Origin of the sequence: Cohnella cellulosilytica, from assembly GCF_042431195.1 — a bacterium.
Taxonomy (GTDB): domain Bacteria; phylum Bacillota; class Bacilli; order Paenibacillales; family Paenibacillaceae; genus Cohnella; species Cohnella cellulosilytica.
Genome location: NZ_JBHMDN010000018.1, coordinates 1 through 18,164 on the forward strand (window position 1 = coordinate 1; position 18,164 = coordinate 18,164).

General features: G+C 57.6%; 10 protein-coding genes. 7 read left to right on the forward strand and 3 right to left on the reverse strand.

What is annotated here, in order from left to right:
* Window positions 1-181: 181 nt before the first annotated feature.
* Window positions 182-1,099 carry a DsbA family protein gene (locus ACFFT4_RS14400; RefSeq protein WP_378048702.1) on the reverse strand — a complete coding sequence of 306 codons (918 nt, stop codon included), beginning with the start codon at window positions 1,097-1,099 and terminating at the stop codon, window positions 182-184.
* Window positions 1,100-1,233: 134 nt separating this feature from the next.
* Between ACFFT4_RS14400 and ACFFT4_RS14405 the strand changes: the two genes are divergently transcribed.
* From ACFFT4_RS14405 to ACFFT4_RS14425, 5 genes are all read left to right on the forward strand, one after another.
* The gene (locus tag ACFFT4_RS14405; protein WP_378048704.1) at window positions 1,234-1,824 is read left to right on the forward strand and encodes a TetR/AcrR family transcriptional regulator; all 591 of its coding nucleotides are present in this window, start codon (window positions 1,234-1,236) and stop codon (window positions 1,822-1,824) included.
* A gap of 396 nt (window positions 1,825-2,220) precedes the next feature.
* A complete protein-coding gene (locus ACFFT4_RS14410; protein ID WP_378048706.1) occupies window positions 2,221-3,495 on the forward strand; it encodes a stalk domain-containing protein in 1,275 nt (424 codons plus the stop codon).
* A 184-nt stretch (window positions 3,496-3,679) separates the two neighbouring features.
* Window positions 3,680-3,943, forward strand: a complete 264-nt coding sequence (locus tag ACFFT4_RS14415) for a cyclic nucleotide-binding domain-containing protein (protein WP_378048708.1) — start codon at window positions 3,680-3,682, stop codon at window positions 3,941-3,943.
* The gene (locus ACFFT4_RS14420) at window positions 3,913-4,371 is read left to right on the forward strand and encodes a Crp/Fnr family transcriptional regulator (protein WP_378048710.1); all 459 of its coding nucleotides are present in this window, start codon (window positions 3,913-3,915) and stop codon (window positions 4,369-4,371) included. Before ACFFT4_RS14415 ends, ACFFT4_RS14420 begins: the two co-directional genes overlap by 31 nt.
* Window positions 4,372-4,420: 49 nt before the next feature.
* Window positions 4,421-4,975: a peroxiredoxin-like family protein gene (locus ACFFT4_RS14425; RefSeq protein ID WP_378048712.1), complete on the forward strand. Its 555-nt coding sequence runs from the start codon at window positions 4,421-4,423 to the stop codon at window positions 4,973-4,975.
* A 109-nt stretch (window positions 4,976-5,084) separates the two neighbouring features.
* Here ACFFT4_RS14425 and ACFFT4_RS14430 read toward each other — a convergent pair whose 3' ends face one another.
* Complete coding sequence (locus tag ACFFT4_RS14430) at window positions 5,085-5,477, reverse strand: hypothetical protein (protein WP_378048714.1); 393 nt, start codon at window positions 5,475-5,477, stop codon at window positions 5,085-5,087.
* Window positions 5,474-6,277 carry a DUF3891 family protein gene (locus ACFFT4_RS14435; RefSeq protein WP_378048716.1) on the reverse strand — a complete coding sequence of 268 codons (804 nt, stop codon included), beginning with the start codon at window positions 6,275-6,277 and terminating at the stop codon, window positions 5,474-5,476. The genes ACFFT4_RS14430 and ACFFT4_RS14435 overlap by 4 nt, the downstream gene beginning before the upstream one ends.
* Before the next feature lie 107 nt (window positions 6,278-6,384).
* Here ACFFT4_RS14435 and ACFFT4_RS14440 point away from each other — a divergent pair, with 107 nt between their 5' ends.
* Entirely contained in the window at window positions 6,385-8,349 is a 1,965-nt protein-coding gene (locus ACFFT4_RS14440; protein WP_378048717.1) for a LuxR C-terminal-related transcriptional regulator, read from the forward strand.
* A 221-nt stretch (window positions 8,350-8,570) separates the two neighbouring features.
* Window positions 8,571-18,053 carry an S-layer homology domain-containing protein gene (locus tag ACFFT4_RS14445; RefSeq protein WP_378048719.1) on the forward strand — a complete coding sequence of 3,161 codons (9,483 nt, stop codon included), beginning with the start codon at window positions 8,571-8,573 and terminating at the stop codon, window positions 18,051-18,053.
* Window positions 18,054-18,164 lie beyond the last annotated feature (111 nt).

The window sequence follows — 18,164 nt, forward strand, 5'->3', positions numbered from 1 at the left end:
TGCTTTGGAGAGGCTTAAACGAGCTGCATACGGTACTCAAGCACCGTCGATATACCTCGTTTTAGCCCCTCCCATTTATTGGATTCACTGTGGGTCAAGCATAGTTCTCCAGGAGGTACATCCCCCTTCTTTGTCTATCGATCATCTTATGCCACTCTGCTTAGGGAACAGCCCCGTTGTATTAGTCCATTTTCACCGCTGTAAAATAGCTTTCGCCCAGAAGAGCTTTCGCTTGATAACGATCATGCGGCAGCTCTTTTGCCACGTAAGAGGCCACCTCCGACGGCTCGATCTCGTACATGACCTCGATTTCTTTGGAGAACAGCAGCTTTTCCTGCTCCAGCATATCGGCAAGGGCGCGGGGCGGTCTGGGCTGCAGCTCGTCCTGATTGAGAGCTTGTTTTAAGCCGTCGACATAGGAGGCGAACGGCCGGCCGCCGGCAATCTTTACGCCTTTATTTTCCTCGTTGATCATAATCAGAGTCGGAAAGCCTCTAACCCCCAATTTTCCGGCCAGAGCAAAATCTTCCTTCAACAATTGCTGGCCGACGGCCTGTTCGGCCTCGTTGACGATGGCTTTGCCGTCCAGGCCAAGCTGATCCGCAATGTCGATCATTACGGAGGGTTCCGCTATATTTCGATTAAATGCGAATAACGCTTCTCTTGCGCGGCGCAAATATTCGAAGGCTTTGACCTCGGAATGCTTGCTCTGAATGATCTTGAAGACGCGAGAGGGCGGATAGGACGATTGAACCGGATTGTCGATCATTAACGACCCGTCAATCGGCATTCTCGAATGCTGCCCGACCTCTCTCCAGTGGCCGGCAACGTCGGCCGGCTTATAGATTCCGTTGGCCGGATCGATCGGTCCGTCATGCCACTTCTCCAGCAAGCCGCCCATTACCGTATGCAGGTTATAATAATGGCCGTACTGCTCGATAAAACGGCGAAGCACCGGCTCGATTGCCCAGCAGTGAGAACAGATAGGATCGGTTACGTAATAGAGATGAACCGATTTTTGCGGCTGATTAAAATCGATAACTTCCATTTCTTCCTCGCCGGCTTCCCCGCATACGCCCGTTTTTAAATCGCAGATCATCTATTTATTCCTCCCAAGTTTGCTCGTATTCGAATTTTAAATCATAATAAAAGCCATCGACACCGATAGTTTTGCGGATCTGTCGTTTATCCGACACATTCAAGAACCTGTATAAAAAGTGGGGGGTTAACCGAATGACGTCATCCAAGACAGACCCTCGGGTGCTGCGTACTCGCAAATTGATTATGGATTCTTTCATCGAGCTTTCCGGGAAAAAGGAATTCAAGGAGATTACCGTAAAGGATCTCACTACGGAAGCGATGATTAATCGCGCCACTTTTTATTATCATTTCGAAGATATATACGACTTGTTGGAGAAGGTGCTGTCCGAGGTATTGTCGGTGAATCTGAATTACGATTTCTACGAAAACGACGAACTGACCGAGGAAGTCTTCGTTAAAATTTTCAAAGCGGTAACGGATTTTCAGAAGTCGCTCTCCTCGCGCTGTCATAGAGGTTACGAAGACACCATCGCCCGCATTATTAGGGAGCAGCTCGAAATCATTTTTTACAAAATGCTGCTAAAGCGGCATAAGGCCGAAAAGGACGACGCCCTGAAGGTTACGGCCGTGCTCTTAAGCTGGGGGATTTACGGGGCTTCCGTGGAATGGAGAAGGCAGGGGCTGAACATACCGCCGGGGGAATTCGTGAGATTGGCGATTCCCTATATCCAGCATGGCATTGCGAGGCGGAATGAGGAGGACGGCGAGCCTCGGCCGCAGTAGTCCGGAATAGAGGTTGTCCCGTAAGTAAAAGAGGCGTACTTAATGATGAGCGATGAATGGATGTCCAGGGGCGTCTATCTCCTTTCGCTGCTATACGATCCTGAAATGGGCATGGTAAACCCGTTGCAATGTGATCTCAGGACCGTATATGGCAGTCTTCAGGAGGTGGATGCCTCTTCTTTTTTCAACGGTTGCCTTGTACGTCCTACTTATGGAACGGTCTCTTTTATATACTTTCGTATAGTATCGAGGCTCAAATCGACCGTGTTATAACTGGTTTGAAGCCGCCGCTCCCGTTCCGTGCAGCGGAGGGGAGAACGGCTGTGCCAAGACGCTCCGGGCGACGGTTCGAGACGCTTGCCAAGTAAACTGTTTTTTACGGGAGGGAAACGCAAGATGAATTCATTCGCGATATCCGGATTTCGCAAAGCGGTCAGGACGGCGTGCCTGCTGCTGAGCGTCCTGCTGAGCGTTGCTTGCGTCGGCCGCGAGGGCGCGACAGCGATAGCGGCGGCGAAGACGGTGACGGTGTACTACAATAACCAAGAAATTGCCATGCAGGGAGGATCGCCGGTCATCCAGAACGGCACGACGCTTGTACCGTTCCGTCCTCTGCTGGAAACGCTGGGCTTCAAGGTCGGCTGGACCAAGCAGAACGGTCTGTCGATCGTCACCGGAACGAAGGAAGGCCTCGAGATCAGGCTGACGATTGACAGCCGCTCGGCTGCGGTTAACGGGCGGAGCGTCACGCTCGACGTGCCCGCGCAAATCGTGAGCGGACAGACGCTGGTGCCTCTGCGCTTCGTATCGGAGTACAGCGGGTACGAGGTGTCCTACTCCGGCCAGGGCAAATCCGCGGTCATTCGCATCTCCGACAAAGGAAAGGCGGACAATGCCGGGAGCGGCTCGGACGGGAAGAACGCGGGAACGGGGAATGCTGCGGGAGGCCCGGACGGGAAGGGTCAAGGTTCGGGGAACGGCGGAACCCAAGCCGGCGGGAACGGAGGGGCGTCGAGCGCGGGCGCCGAGCCCTATGTTCTGAAAGGGATCGTCGTCGATTCCGACGGCCATCCGGTGAAAGGCGCCAAAATTTACGCCGATAATCAACTGCTGTACAACAGCAACGAGGTGGGCGTCACGGATGCGAACGGGCGCTACCGGATCGAGCTGGAGAAGCTCGCGGCGACCTGGCACGCTTCCGGGGAGGCCACGGTCGAATTGAACGGACAGTCGTCCCCGGTTAAACTGACGCCGGACAATGACGACCCGTTCGCCGGCAACGCCGGGGCCGTACGGAACTTTACGCTGCGGACGGCAACCGGCTCCGTCATCTTTCATATGGCCGATCTGTGGAATCCGCAGGATATTACGCTTCCGCCGCCCGCCCAAGAGGACGTCGAGCTGACGCTGGTGCCGGTGGGCGACACTGCGGGCGGAACCGCCCAGCCTTACATCGGCCGCGGCCAAGTGACCAACGACGGGTTCGGAATGACCGGCGTGCCGATCGGCCGCTACAAAGTATCCGCGCGTTACGTGCCTGAAGGCGAGCCGGCGCAAACGATGCTCGTACGGCCGTCCAGAGGCGGAGAATACCAGGAAGCGATGGAGGCGGAGTTCGTCCATGTCATCGCCTCGTTCTACAAGATCGAGATCGAAGTGAAGCTGCCTTAGAGGAAGCCGACCGAGCAATCCCATACTCGCAATGGCGCGGAAGCCTCGTATTCCGCGCCATTGCCGTTGTCCGGCAGGGGAACGCTTCACCGGTCAAGCCCCATGAAGGAACCGCTCGGAGAAACGGAGAATAAATGGAGGTCGTCCATAAAACGAACGGAATGAGCAGAGAGGAGGCGTAGCATTGAAATATCCGAATTCGCAGCTGCTGGCGGCTTTTCCTTGTTTGCGCTCGGTTACCGCAGAGGAGTGGGCCGAAGCGCAGCCGAGCGTGCGAAGGTTTCCTGCGAAGGCCGCCATTCTTCAGCGTGACGACGCTGCGCTGTACGGCATGTTCCTGCTGAGCGGCACCGCGCGGATCAACCGAATCGAAGAGGACGGCAAGGAATCCGTCATGGGCATACTGGCGCCCGGCAAGTGTGCGCGCTGCTCGTGCTCAGCGGTCTGAGCGGCCGCGATTACCCGGGGACGATCCGGGCCGAGTCGGAGGTGGAGGCGCTGTTCGTCGCGAAGCGCTGCTTCCTCGGCTGGCTGCAGACGCACGATGACATTCGGACCGCGGTGTTCGGCGGCCTGCTCGACGGAATGCTTCGCATCGGCGGGCAGGCCGGGGAGCGGCGGTCCGAGCCGCTGGATGCGCGTCTGGCGAAAGCGCTGCTGCGAGCCGATTCAGAGCGCGGGCCGATGGTGCGCGTCACGCATCACGAATTGGCCGCGGAGATCGGTTCGGTCCGCGAAGTCGTCAGCCGCGCGCTGCGGCGTTACCGGGATCGGGGGTGGATCGAGACGGGGCGGGGCTGGGTGCGGATTGTTCGCCGCGGCGGATTGGAAGCGCTGTTGGGTGACCAGGTCACGGAAGCGCTGCGAACCTCCTGATAGGATGGGATAGAACCTATCCCATCGCACATTTTAGGAGGAATGATCCATGATTCGTCAACTTCAACCGGGGATGGCCGCCCCCGCATTTGCGGCCGTCGACATCCATGGCGGCCCTGTAACGCTCGAGAGCTGCAGAGGCCGCAAAGTGCTGCTCTCCTTTTTCCGCTTCTCCGCCTGCGCGCTGTGCAATTTGCGCGTGCACCAATTTATCGGCCGATACCCGCAGTGGCAGAGCCGGGGCATGGAGGTCGTCGCCGTCTTCGAATCGCCGCCGGCCAACATGAAGACCTATGTGGGCGCGCAGAACGCTCCGTTCGCGCTGGTCGCCGACCCCGAGTCCGAGCTTTACGATCTGTACGGCATCGAGACGTCGGAAGAGAAGGTGCAGGCGACATTGGCCGATGCCGGCACGAAGGCGTATATTGCCGAGGCTGCGGTCGCCGGATTTAAGCTGACCCCCGAGGAGGGCTCGAATTTCCACCGAATTCCGGCCGAATTCCTCATCGACGAGAACGGGATCGTGAAGGTGGCGCATTACAATCGGCTGCTCACCGATCATCTCGACTTGGCGGAGATTGACCGCTTTGCCGCGAACGAGTAGCTGATCAAAAGGGCAAAACGCGGTTCAAGCGCAAGCAAGGGGCCGTTCCGTATGAAATCAGGCAGCAGCGTCTGATTTGCGGAACGGCCCCAAAGCGCCCGTGCGCATTTTATAGCGGGGAGTGGAGCTGAAGCATCGGGAGGAAGTAATCCCGGTAAGCGAGCATCAAGTAAAGCTCCATGCCGACGAGCAGAACTCCGACGCCGATCAGCGGCTTATCGTGCAGCAGATGCATGAAGAAGATGTTGACGACGATCGGGGCCAGCAGCGCAATGCCGGCCGGAACGAACTGTCCGGACAGCAGCAGGATGCCCGCGGCCAGCTCGGTAATTTTCACCAGCGGATAGAGGTAGCCGGCGCGGATCAACAGATCGGTCGCCTCGCGGTTGACCGGCATGAACGGCTTCCGTCCGGCCAGAATCAGGAAGCCGTTGACGGCGCCGGCCGCGAAGACGGCTCCGAGCAGAAGGCGCACGATCGCGACGGAGACGAGGAAGCTCAAGCGGACCCGCTCCCTTCGGGCAGCACCTGAATGCTTGTCTCCGCATAAGGGCTTTCCTGCCAGGCATGAAGCAGGCCGAGCTCCGCGGTTCGCCGCACGGACAGCTCCTTGCGTTTCCAGGACAGCGTCACGGGGCCGATCCAGGGGTAAGGCTCGACCCGGACCGTCTGCCGCGCCGACCAGCGAAGCCGGAACCCGTCGTGCAGGAAGCCCTCCTCGGTGCTGCCGAACATCAGCCGGTAAGGATCGTTGTCCCCGGACGAAGTCTCGTCGAACTGCTGCGTGCTTATCCATAGCGACATGCGGTCAAGCGCCTGCAGCAGCCTCAGATGCTTCTCGAGCAAGCGGATCCCCTCGGCATCCAGGTCCAGCCTGCCCAGCATTTGTTTCTCGCGCTCCTTGGCCGCCGCGATGACGGCGAACGTCTTCGGCCCGATCCCGCCGGCCGCTCCTTGCACCGCGTTCGGAGGAATTGCGGTATAGTGCATGCTGCACAGCAGTCCGGCGTATTCGCTGATGCTCGCGACTTCCTCCAGCCCTTTCAAGTAATGCGGCAGCCGGATTGGCATCGGATAATCGGAGACGGAATACGGTCTGGAGGCTCTGTCGTTCCAGACAGGCGCCTCGTCCAGCCCGATCCAGGCTCTGTCGTGCTCCGTCACGGCGTATACGAATTCCTCCCGCCGATCCTGCTCCGGGAGCGCGGTGCCGCCCAGCATTCCCGCGAGCTGTCCGGCCATTCGGGCGTGGTCGTCGTTCGTCGTTAAGACGTACCGCCCGTCCCTCTCGGCTACGATCATAATGAAACGCCTCCTTGCAAAATGGATAATTCTACAATATCATCGCAAATCATCGAGAGATAGTATACGATCGTATATAAGCGATTGGAAGAGCGGAGGGCGAGGGCGTGAACGATTGGCAGGCGGAAGAGGAACGTTGGGAAAAGGCCGGTTTTGTCGGGAGAGAGGCGGAACGGGAGCAATTCCGTGCATGGCTGAGCGATCCGGATCGCCGGGCCCGTCTGCTGAACGTTTATGGCGTCGGCGGCATCGGCAAGAGCCGTCTGCTGCGGATGTGCGGTACGCTGGCCCGCCGCGAGGGGGCCCTGTTCGTCTTGATCGATTTCCGCGATATGGCTCCGTCCCCGGACGCCTTCGAGACTCATCTGCGGCGCCTGCTGCCCTCCGAAGCCGACAAGCCGGACGATACGCTCAACCGCCTGGCTGCCCGGACGAGGATCGTATTGGCGCTGGATTCCTATGAACGGGCCGCTTCAATCGACAGTTGGCTGCGGGATTCGTTTATTCCCCGGCTGGATTCCGATATTCTGCTCGTGATCGCCGGGCGATACGAGTTGGACGGGGGCTGGCTCCGGTCGGCCTACTGGCGCGGCCGGACGGCCAAGCTGGAGCTGGAAGGCTTCTCGGAAGCGGAGGCGAGGCGATTCGTCGCCCTTCATCAAGGCGAGGAGGACGAGGCGTTCGCAGCCAAAGCGTACGTCTGGTCGGGCGGACTGCCGCTGACGCTCAGCCTGCTCCCGCCGGGCGCGTCCGCCTGGCAGAGGTGGCCCGATCTGGCCGAGCTGTCCGGCCATTGGCTATGGGAGACGGCCGACGAAGCGCTGCGGGCAAGGATGGAATATGCCTCCTCTGCGCGCGTGTTCAACCAGGAGCTGTTGGGAAGCATGTGCGGCGCCCCCGTGACCGACGCGGAATTCGCGGCGCTCGTCAAGCTGTCGTTCGTCTCCTCGACCCGCCGGGGCTGGTATATCCAGGAGGGCGTGCGGGAGGCGATACGGGCGTCGTTCCGCAAAAGCAAGCCTGCGGCTTACCGCGACAGCCTGCGCTCCTGTACGAGCTACTATTTGGAGCTGCTTAAGGACGCGTCCGAGGAAGAACGGGGATGGGTACTGCAGGAGCTGCTGTATTATTTGTCCGATTCGCTGCCCCGTTCGGTGCTGGCGGTCGCCTCCGCCGCCTCCGAGAACCGGATGGAATCGCTGAACGAGGCAAATTATCCGGAGGTGCGCGCGTTCCTCGAGGCAAGAAGAGCGTTTCCCCGCTTGAAAAGAAATCGTTATTACGATCGCGAGAAGGATGTCGTCTACACGCTGGAGATGACGCAGCGGCAGGACGAGCGGAGAGCCGAACTGGTCGATCCCGCCGATTGGCTGGCGCTGGGCCTCGATTCGGTCAAGCTGATGCGCGACAGAATCGGCAAGCCCGTCGGATTGCTCGCGGCCATTCCCATTCATCGCAATACGCTGGAGATGCTCGCGACCCGTCCGGTTACGCGCGCCTATTTCTCCACGCTGTCTCTGGACGAACGCTTGCAGCTGGCCGCTGCGCCGGAGCGGCCGGCCGGCTGGTTCATCCGGATGATCGACGTCGCCGATCCGGGAGACGCCAAGGCGCGGGCCGAGCTCGTGCATGCGGCGATGGGCTACGTTGCCGCCGGAGGCCGCATTCTGGTCAGCACGCATCTGCCGTTCTATCAGGAGCTGCTGCGGAGGCTGGGCTTCGAGGAGGTGCCCGGGGCCGAGCATGTCGATTACGGAGCGGACAGTCCTGCTCCGACCTACTTGCTGGACCTGAGCGGAACGAGGCTGATCTCCTGGCTGGGACGCATATCGCCGGCCGGGCTTCCGCAGGGGGACGGCGAAGAGGAGCCGGACCTGCGGTTGACGGAGCGCGAGAAGGATATTGCCCGCCTGCTGCTGCAGGGCTGCTCCAACCCGGAAATTTCCCGCACGCTGTTCCTGAGCGAAATCACCGTGAAGAAATACGTCTCGCAGATGCTCGCCAAGGCAGGCTGCAAAAACCGCACCCAACTGACGCAGGTGCTGCTGAAGCTGCGATCTCTGGAGCCGTAAAGCCCGGGGAGACGTCTCCGGCTTGCATGCGGCGCTTTACAGGGTTTGTCATGTGACAAAAATCAAGACTTCCTTCTCTTTGCGCTCGATTAGCCGGGCGATAGAATGAAGCAGATGCCGAATCTTCATGGATAATCGGCTGATTGCGCATGGAGAGGGAGAAATGAATGAAGCCATTCGTTCGATTCCAAAAATTCGTAGCTAGTTTGTTAGTATTTGTGATGATAGCGACAAGTTTCACGTCGTCGGCATTCGCTGCAACGCCCGGGGAAGGACGCGGCGCCGACTACAATGCGGAGCTGCTTCGTCTGTTAACCGAGGAGTATGGAGCGGAGCAGGCGCCAGCGATGCTGGAGACGCTTCAGAAGCTTGGTCTGGCGGATGCGAACGGGCAACTGCTGAGCTACTCTATTCTTGTAAACGACAAGATCTATACATTAGAGGAAATGAAACAGCTATTGGCGGACGAGAGCGTCGATTTGACGCAAATCGCCGAAGTCGACGGCGAGCCGATTACGCTTGCGGCGCTTAAGGAAATGATTGCGATTGAAGAGCGGTTGTCGAGCCTGCTGCCTGCGGGAGAAGAGGGCGGAGCGGGCATATCTCCCGAGCATCTGGACAGCCTCGATTCTATTCTGGCGCAGGTTGAAGAAGAGGGCGGGCTGAGCTTTGTCGACGAGAACGGCAGCCCGTTGGCCGGGATGACGGCAGGCCCGCAAGGAAGGATGCTGTTCGCAAGCCCTGCAGCCAATTATGAAGATACGGTTTATGTCACCGTAACGCAGTATGCAATCGTGAATAAAGACCCGAAAATCACCTTCCAGCTCAATAAAGCGCAAAATGTCGCGGTGTCCTTCGACTACGAGCAGATTGCAGGCACGCAGGGGGCCGTTCCGGGTCCAGTCAACCCAACGGGGACGGTGACGTTTAATCCCGGAGAGACGACGAAGGAAGTCACGTTTGCAACTCGTACCGTTAACGAAGCGGCGATTTGGAACTTTCCTTGCCAGAGAACAGTCGGAAACCCTGCCCAAATCGTATATTGCACAGAAGAGGAAAAACAGCCGGATCAATTCCGCGATCAGGTATGGGCCGAATACGCCCGTGCCGATTATCTTCATTTTTACCATTTCAAAAACCTCGATTATATGGATTTCAACTTTACCTATGGCACGATGAAACCGTTCACGCATTCGTATAACGGCGGCGCTTATCTGGCTTTTGCCTCCAAAGCGGGCAATGACGGGGGAGTTGCAGGAATTGGCGCGATTCCGAATTTCTTCGAATATGCCATGCGAAATGGGGTTCAAAACCGTTACTTGGCCCTCAATTCCATATTGCAGGCCTCCTCTACAGGCGGCTTCTATACGACAGGGCAAATGTTGCCGATCCAGATCCTATATAGTCAATCGGTCATCCATTCCAGTCCCGGCGGCTACGACTTTCAACCCAGGCTGGTGCTGGACAACAATCTGATTGCACAGCCTGCCCTTGTTGTGCCTGCGACCCGACAGCAGTTCGGTTGGGGGGCCATGTCCTACAGATACGATTATCAGGCCGTGCTGGACAAGTCTACGGTTGCGGCTTATCGGCAAGCGACCCAAAGCGGAGAAGCATACAAAGGATTAAATGTGAAGCAATCCGATGGCGAGAGTACGCCGAATTATTACGTCATCTCCGATGAAAACTACCGGGCCAAAGAGCCGACAGAGTTTCTTCAAGACCGTTATGGCATAATGTCCTGGAACCAGGATTATACGAATGTGCCGAACATTCAACTGGACTATGCGCGTTCCGACGTATTCGGCTCGATTGCGTTGGATAAATCGGCTTATCTGATTGGCGATACGGCTACGGTAACGGTTAATCTGGTAACCGGCGACAATCAGGAGGATTGGCTGATTGACGGAGCTACGGTTCCCGAAGAGATTGCCAAACGGGTCAAGGCATCTCTTGGAGATCGTTCCGTTGGCGTCATCGATCTGGATTGGAAGACGGGAGAAGACGGGCTTCCGATTTCCCCGCCCGCTCTGGAAGGCAAATTGCAAATTACGCAAGCGATATTCGACGCGCTGACGGACGCAGATGCAGCGGCGGACGGCAAGCAATTGCGCGCGAAAATTTTCTATAACCGCAATACGACTCCGGGCGCGTTATCCGTCGGCAGCTCCGAGGATATGGGGATGCTGTCCGATCAGTTTGCCTATTTTGAGATCACGACACCGAAATATATCGATTCTGCCGATTTGTCGATCGTCTACCCTGCAGCCTGGCCGTCCGGCACGCCTTATGTGGTGAACCTGATCGATGCGACGGCAACGAAGCTGGGGTTCGCTTATCCGCCGAATGCGACCTATACAACGCCGGATCAATTCGAATGGCGCAGCGACGACGCTGCGATCGCGGGAATCACGGCCGACGGAACCGTTCTTCCCAGGACGGCCGGTACGGTTACTTTTACGCTGGCAGCCAAAAACAACGGAGAAGCGGCGGAAGCGACGGTGACTTCGCAGACGATTACGATTAGCGCGGACGGTTCCGCGGCCGTGGTCGTCCCGAGCTTTGCCAACCGCGTATACGTCAACAAAAACAAGGACGCGAACATCCTGTGGTCAACCAATGTGATGGATCGCTATAAAGAGCTGGCCGGAGCGGGAGGGGCCGTACAGGACGCCAACTTCAAGCTGGAGCTGTACGATGGCTTTTACGACGAGGCGCAGCTTGCCGCGCAGCAGCCGACGCAGAGCTGGGAAGCTCCGACCGCCGCCGAGCTGATCAACGCGACAAGCTTTAAGATTCCGGGCTCTTATATGAAGGACATCTCGAGCGGCAATGTGCCGAGCTACACGGTTCGCATCCGTACGATGAATCCGGAAAATGCACAGTCCACGCTGTCCGCGCTATCGTATATCGTCGTGAGATCGGAAGCGGCGACGGTGACGCTGGACAAGTCGATGGGCCAGTTTGTAGTCGATTCCGTCGGCTCGCTGCCGATCAGATGGACGCTCGACAACTTCGATCCGGTCAATCGGGGCGAATTTGAGTTTCAGATTACTAAAAATGGCGTGCTTATACCGGACAGCCGCATCGTATTCGATCAAACGACAGGCCAGTTCAGCGACGGCAATGTGACGGCGACGGGAGGCAGCTACAGCTTAAATCTCGCCTCCGTAACCGGAAGCAAGCAGATCAAGGACGTATACGCCATTACGCTGGCTGTGAAGAACAGCACGGATGCGACCTGGTCGTACGATTCGTTGTATTTGCAGGTGTACAAGAACGATGCGGTGCAAATCCAAATCGACGGTCAACCGGCGACCTCTTACAAGATGAGCAACGTCGACCGCATCAAGCAGATGACAAGCGATCAGATTATCGCCTTAAAGCGGAATATTTTGCTGAACAACGAGCTGGGCGTCAACAACAAGGACTACGACGATCTGGGAGAGATTACGGATCAGATCGCCTGGAAATCTTCCGACAATGACGTGGGCACCATCTATCATCGCAGCGACGGCTATGTCGAGGATATCGAGAAATTCAACAATTCCTCGTATCAGCCGAAGCAGAAGTTCCTGCTCGGCGGCACGAACGACGGCCGGACGACGATTACCGCCACGCATGCCCGCACCGGCATGAAGGCCGAGCTGGATCTGACCGTCGAGACGCTGAAGGACAAGCTGTATTTGTTCCAGCTCTATCCGAAGACGGAAACGACCTTGACGTACACGAACGGCGCAGGCGCCGAAAAAACGGTGAAGAGCGATGCCAACGGACAATTGGCGCTGTACGATGAGAGCGGCATTGCAAGCGATGCGTATGTGACCTCCGTATTTGACGGCTCGACCTATACCGGCGTGTTCAGTCAGGACAGATTGCTGTCGCAGGAAGGGAATCCGGCGCAGCTCGAGCTGTATCCGATTAATATTTTGCAGCTTCGGCAGCTGTCGAAGGTCGAGCTGTTCTTCAAGACGCCCGACGGCAAGCCGTACACCGGCAAAGTGACCTATCGCGGCGGCGTGTACAAGAACGGGAATTATGCCGAAGCGACGGAGATCGGCGGCGCGGGCATTACGGAGACGCTGGCTGCCGACGGCAAGCTGGAAATTATTTTCGATACGACGGACTTTTATTCCGTGGCCGCCGGGGAGAAGAATGCCGCGGATCTGTCCGCCAAGGACAAGCTGGAGTTCATCGTCGAAACCCGGTTCGAGGACGACCGCTACAATCCGAGCTTGGTCGCGCTGAACGGCGATGCGAGCCCGATCGACCGCATCCTGATCGGCGACAAGATTGCGCAAATGATCGGCAATGCGAGTCAGCGGCCGACGCCTGTAATCGTGAATCAGTTCGTCGCAAGCAGCGATAAAGGCGTCAAAACCGATATTCGCGATTATCGCGGCAAGTACGGCCCTAACAATGCGTACCCGAGCATTCAATTGACGACCGAGCTGCTATGGTGGGGAGAAGAGGCGGATCAGGAAGCTTATGCCATTTTGGAAAATAGCACAGGCTTCGCTCCGCAGGGACAATCGTATCAGACGCTCAAGTATCCGTTCTCGGACCTGTGGGTGACGCGCCATGTTCAAGTGCTGAATAAAGATACGATCTGGCTGGACAAAGCGCAATCGGGCTCGGTTCATTTCAAGCTGTACGACAAGCCGGACAGCTTCCGCAAAAGCTTCACGTCGACGGCCACGATCGTCAATATGATCGGCGCTTCCGAGGTCAGCGCTGCGGAGCTTCGCTCCGGTCTTCAGAAGCTGAAAAGCGATATGAACGGCACCAACGGAAGCACGAAAGGTCCGAGCAATAACGACAAGGTCGTTCTGGAAACGCTCAGCCTATTGGGGAATCTGAAAATGGACGTCGGTCCGCTCTCCATGAGAGTGTATCCGACGGACGACCCGATGGTGTTCAAAATGATTATGTCGGCTTCGCTGGACAAGATGGCGTCGACGCAGGGCAGCAGCGATGTGCAGTTCATGAAATCGGATAACAACTTTGCGCCCGGAGCCGGCGACCTGTACAAGATCGCGATGGGGCAATATGTGGCGGATCAGAAGAGCTCGTTAATGAAAAGCCTTGATGGGCATTCCGGCAAGAGCATCCCGTTCAGCGCAGGCGGATACTACATTGGAGAAATCAAGTACAATGTGAAGACCGACGCTTGGGAAGCCGTCGTGCATGGCGGCGGATTTAATGCGGGCGGGGGCTTCGAATATTCGTGGTCCTGGAACGTTCAAGCGGGCTTCGTACCGTTGACGTTCTCGTTAACGATTGGCGGCGGCCTTGAGGTTGGCTTCAGAGCTTCCGTCCTGTTCGACGAAGTGCCGGGCAATCCGTGGAGCAATCCGCAACTGGACAGCGTTAACGATTATTTGACCTCGCTGCGCATCATTGCTTATATCGAAGCGTTCGGCGGCGTTGGTTTCGACTATTCGGTTATCGCCTTCAAAATCGGCGTATTCGGCAAAATCACGCTGGAGAACACAAGCACATGGCTGAATCGGGACTATTTGCAAAACGGCAGCGATCGCGTGCTGTACGGCAACAAGCTGACGCTGGAAAGCATTGTCGGCGTGCGTGTGGTCATCAAGTTTCTGTTTATCTCGATTCAGCATGACTTCGCTTCTCTGCGTTACAGCCATACGTGGCTGTCGAAAAACTGGAACAACATTCAGGATTACTGGAAAGAGCATGCGACGGTGCCGCTGATGGCGTCCAATGCAGAGGTTGCCATTCTGGCTTACATGAGGTCTATCGGAGAAGATCCGATGCAGGTGTTCAATTCGCAGACGCTGGAGGATCGCAGCTATCTGAACGAATACGATCGCGCATGGCAGCAAGCGCCCTCCAGCGCGAGGAGAAGCTTGCTGGCCGCAGCGCCAAGCGAACCACAGGTGCTGCAATCCAATGCGTATCCGTATTCCAATCCGCAGGCAGCCGCGGACGGCTCTCTGTTCGTCTACCTGTCCGACAACAACAGCGCGAATGTAGAAGATACGGTCGCCGCTTGGGCGATTCGGGACGGTCAGGGCGGCTACGATCCGCAAGGGGAGATCGTGACCGACGCTGCGCTTAAGGGCTATGGAGATACGGGGCTGCAGCTTGCCGGGGAGGGCAATCTGCTCGCCGCCGTCTGGGTCAGACAGAAGGACAAGATCGGCAAGGAAGCCGGAGAAGAGCTGACCGGCACGGACATGCTGCTGATGAACAACAGCGCCGAGGTGATGGCTTCGATCTATGACGGGACGAACTGGACGACGCGGCGGCTAACGGACAATCAAAGCCCCGATATTGCGCCGGTCGTCTCGGTAGGCGGAGGCAAAGTCGTCGTCGCTTATCGCAGCGTCTATTCGTCCAACATCGACAACCCGCTGGATTTCTCCGAATCGGACAGCATTGTGTACACGGTATACGATACGGCCAGCGGCGTGTGGAGCGATGCCGAGACGCTGTATAACGGCACGAACGGCACGGTTATGGGGATGTCGGCGGAGACGCTGGACGATGGAACAACGGCTGTCGTCTATACGGTTAACAAGGGCAATACGCAGCAAATTCCGGCGGACGAGTACGTCGCCGGGACGGATAACGAGATTGTGTATGCGGTCATCGATACATCGGCAGACCCGACAGCCGCGACCTCCGGTTGGAGGACCAAGGGCGTCGTGAAAAACCTGCAGGTGACAAATGACCGCAACGCGAACGAGAATCCGCAGTTGACGAGCGTTATTTTCCCGGATGGGGCGGAACGTTTTGTGTTGGCCTGGTATACGACAAGCGGCGAGGACGAGAGCGCTGCGGAAGATATTCGGATGCTGGCGGTCAATCGGGACGGCGAAGTTTACCCGGAATTTGTGGACAGTCTGAGCGCGGTGAAGGCGTACAATAACGTTCGAATTCATCCGAACTTTGTATTCGCGAAGATGCCGCGGGCGGACCGCAAGCTGGAGCATCTGTCGCTGATCTGGAAGGAGGCGCAGGTCGATACGACGTCCGGGGATGTCGTTAGCCGCGATGCGCTGAAGGCGGTGAAGCTTGGCCTTAGCGGCGGGGAGCTGTATCTGTCGGGCGTCATGGAACTGGGCGCGATGCCGGACGATACCGCGATTGATACGATTGCGGCGTATGTCGGCAACGGCTCGGGGACGGAAATTCATGCGCTGCTGCTCGGTACGACGTATACGACAGATACGGAGGTTGTGGGCGCGATTACGCCGAAGCAGGAAGGCCAAGCGGGAGGAGACGCCATTCCCGTTACCGTGTCCAAGACGGTCAGCGCCATGTATACGGCCAGCGCAACGTACCGCAATCAGTTCAATGCGGATCAGGTCGTCTATAATCCCGGCGAGATCGTAGCCGGCTACGACCTGCCGATTCAGTTCAATGTCGTGAATCAAGGCTTGTCCGCGATTCAATCGGTGGAGATTACGATTAACGGGGAGCTGACGAGCTACGACAATCTGTCGCTCGTGCCGAACAGCGCTCAAGGTTTGATCGCCTATCATACCGTACCTTCGCCGATTGCGGATGCGGCGTATCAGGTCGAGGTTGTTTTCGCCGACGGGGAACGGCAATCGATGGCAGGCACCTTGCAGCTGGACGTGCCGGATACGGGAATTTCGAAGATTAAAGTGATGCAGGAAGAGGGCGGCAAGCGGATCCTGTCCATTCCGGTCTACAACAAGAACGGCACGACGTCGAGCGGCAAGGGACGTGTCGTCAAGCTGGCGCTGTATGAGGATAACCAGTATACGGACGATTCGCGGATTGGCAGCGTCATTGCGATTGCGGATGCGGACGCTCTGAGCTTGATCGATCAGGGCGCATATGTCGAGACGGTGGAATTCGATGTCGGCGCTTATCTGACCAAGCATTCCTTGCAGGAAATTCCGGAGCACGGAATCATGATTTATTTGCGTACTTGGGCGGAGGATGCGCAAGGAGAGCCGCTCAAGGAATTTGACGGGTCCGACAATGAAGCGAAAGTGCTGCTCGACAATTTGGCGCTGAAGTACAAGGAGAACCGTGTGCTGCTGACGCTGGAACAGACGAATGCGGCCTCCGGCACGAGCGTGAACCTGACGATGCAGAATATGAAGATGGCGCCGATCTCCTCGGGCAACGTGCTGCTTAATCTGCTCGATGCCGAAGGTAAGGTTCTGGAGACGAAGTACGTGGCGACCGATGCGACAGGGCTGCTGTCGTTCTACGCAGAGGAGAAGAAGACGACAACGGTACCGTTCAGTCAGGCGGGGCATTCCGTTCAGGCCGTGTTCTTCCAGGAAAGCGCGGATGCGCTCGATGCAACGTTAAGCACGGTCAGAATTAGCGGCGTGGCGCTGGACTTCGATCCGGGCCGGACGGCGTACGCGCTGCAAGCGAGCGATCTGAAGCGGGCGCAACTGGTGGCGGCGGCGTCCAACAGCGAGGCGACCGTGTCGCTGCTGGACGACAGCGGCAAGACGATCCGTTCGGGCAAAGGCTTCGTATCCGTCGATCAACCGCTGCAGTCGTCATCAGGCGGCGCTGTCAACGATCTGAAGATTTCCGTGCAGCCGGCGAGCGCGTCGGGTACGGCGACGACCTATCAATTCAGCGTGACGAATACGCAATCGTCCAAGCCGCAGCTTGAGCTGAAGGTGAAGGGGACTGCGGGGGCAGACGGCAAATACGCCGGCAATGTGGAAGTATCCCTGTCTCCCTATGTCGTAGACGACTTTAAGATCGATAAGGCGATGTACAAGGTCAATGACGACAATTGGACGCCGATCGCCTACGACGGCAAGACGGAACAGAAGCTGACGACGTTGTCGAAGGAAGGCTCCTATAAGGTTGCGGCCAAGGTCGTGCTGGCATCGGGCCTGGAATATGAGGTGGATGCTGCCGGATTTGCCATTGGCGGCTCGACTACGCCGACGCCAAACCCCGGACCGGGAACAGGCTCGAATTCCGGCGATAACGAGGGCAACGGCGGTAACGATGGCAACGGCAGCAAGGAGCCGGGAGCGGAAACAGCGCCGGAAACGCCATCTGAACCGGAGTCGACGTCGATTTTCAACAAAGGTCTGATCCAGTGGGAGCAGATGCTGCAGGCCATTAAGGAGCGATTGGCCACGGCGGACCTGAATCAGGCGGCGTTTGCCGACACCGCGGCGCATTGGGCGCGGCAGACCATCGACAAGCTTGCAAATCTGAAGGTTCTCGTCGGATATCGCGATGGCAGCTTTAAGCCAAGCAAGCCGATTACGAGAGCGGAGTTTGCTTCCGTCATTGCCAGACTGTTCGTGTTCGCGCCTGCGCAATCCAGTTCGTCGTCGGCATCCTTCGCCGATCTGAATGGGCATTGGGCGCAAGAGAGCATCGCCGAACTCGCCAAGCACGGCATTGTCGCAGGCTATGGCGACGGAAGCTTCCGGCCGGATGCGACGATTACCCGGGAAGAAATGATCGTCATCCTGATGAGACTGGTGAATGAAGCGGCGCTGCCGCAGACGAATGAGGCGGACTTCACGGACATGGCCGATGCCGGGCAATACGCGCGGCAGTCGATCCTTGCGGCGGCGCAGGCAGGATTGGTTCAAGGGTACAACGGCAAGCTGCAGCCGAAAGGCAAAGCCACTCGCGCGGAGACGGTGACGATGCTCTGGAAGCTGCTCACGCTGGACCCGGAACTAAAAACGATTTTGGAGCAGTAGACACGATGAAAGGCGTCCCGATCCCCCTGAATGCAGGGGGGCGGGACGCTTCTTTTTGAAGTACGCACGGCGGACGTGACGCTTTTATCCCCTATTAATGTGACGCTATTC

Coding starts and splice junctions, on each gene's coding strand:
- ACFFT4_RS14445 (WP_378048719.1), top strand. CDS start 8,571: ATGATAGCGACAAGTTTCACGTCGTCGGCATTCGCTGCAACGCCCGGG.
- ACFFT4_RS14425 (WP_378048712.1), top strand. CDS start 4,421: ATGATTCGTCAACTTCAACCGGGGATGGCCGCCCCCGCATTTGCGGCC.
- ACFFT4_RS14435 (WP_378048716.1), bottom strand. CDS start 6,277: ATGATCGTAGCCGAGAGGGACGGGCGGTACGTCTTAACGACGAACGAC.
- ACFFT4_RS14410 (WP_378048706.1), top strand. CDS start 2,221: ATGAATTCATTCGCGATATCCGGATTTCGCAAAGCGGTCAGGACGGCG.
- ACFFT4_RS14405 (WP_378048704.1), top strand. CDS start 1,234: ATGACGTCATCCAAGACAGACCCTCGGGTGCTGCGTACTCGCAAATTG.
- ACFFT4_RS14400 (WP_378048702.1), bottom strand. CDS start 1,099: ATGATCTGCGATTTAAAAACGGGCGTATGCGGGGAAGCCGGCGAGGAA.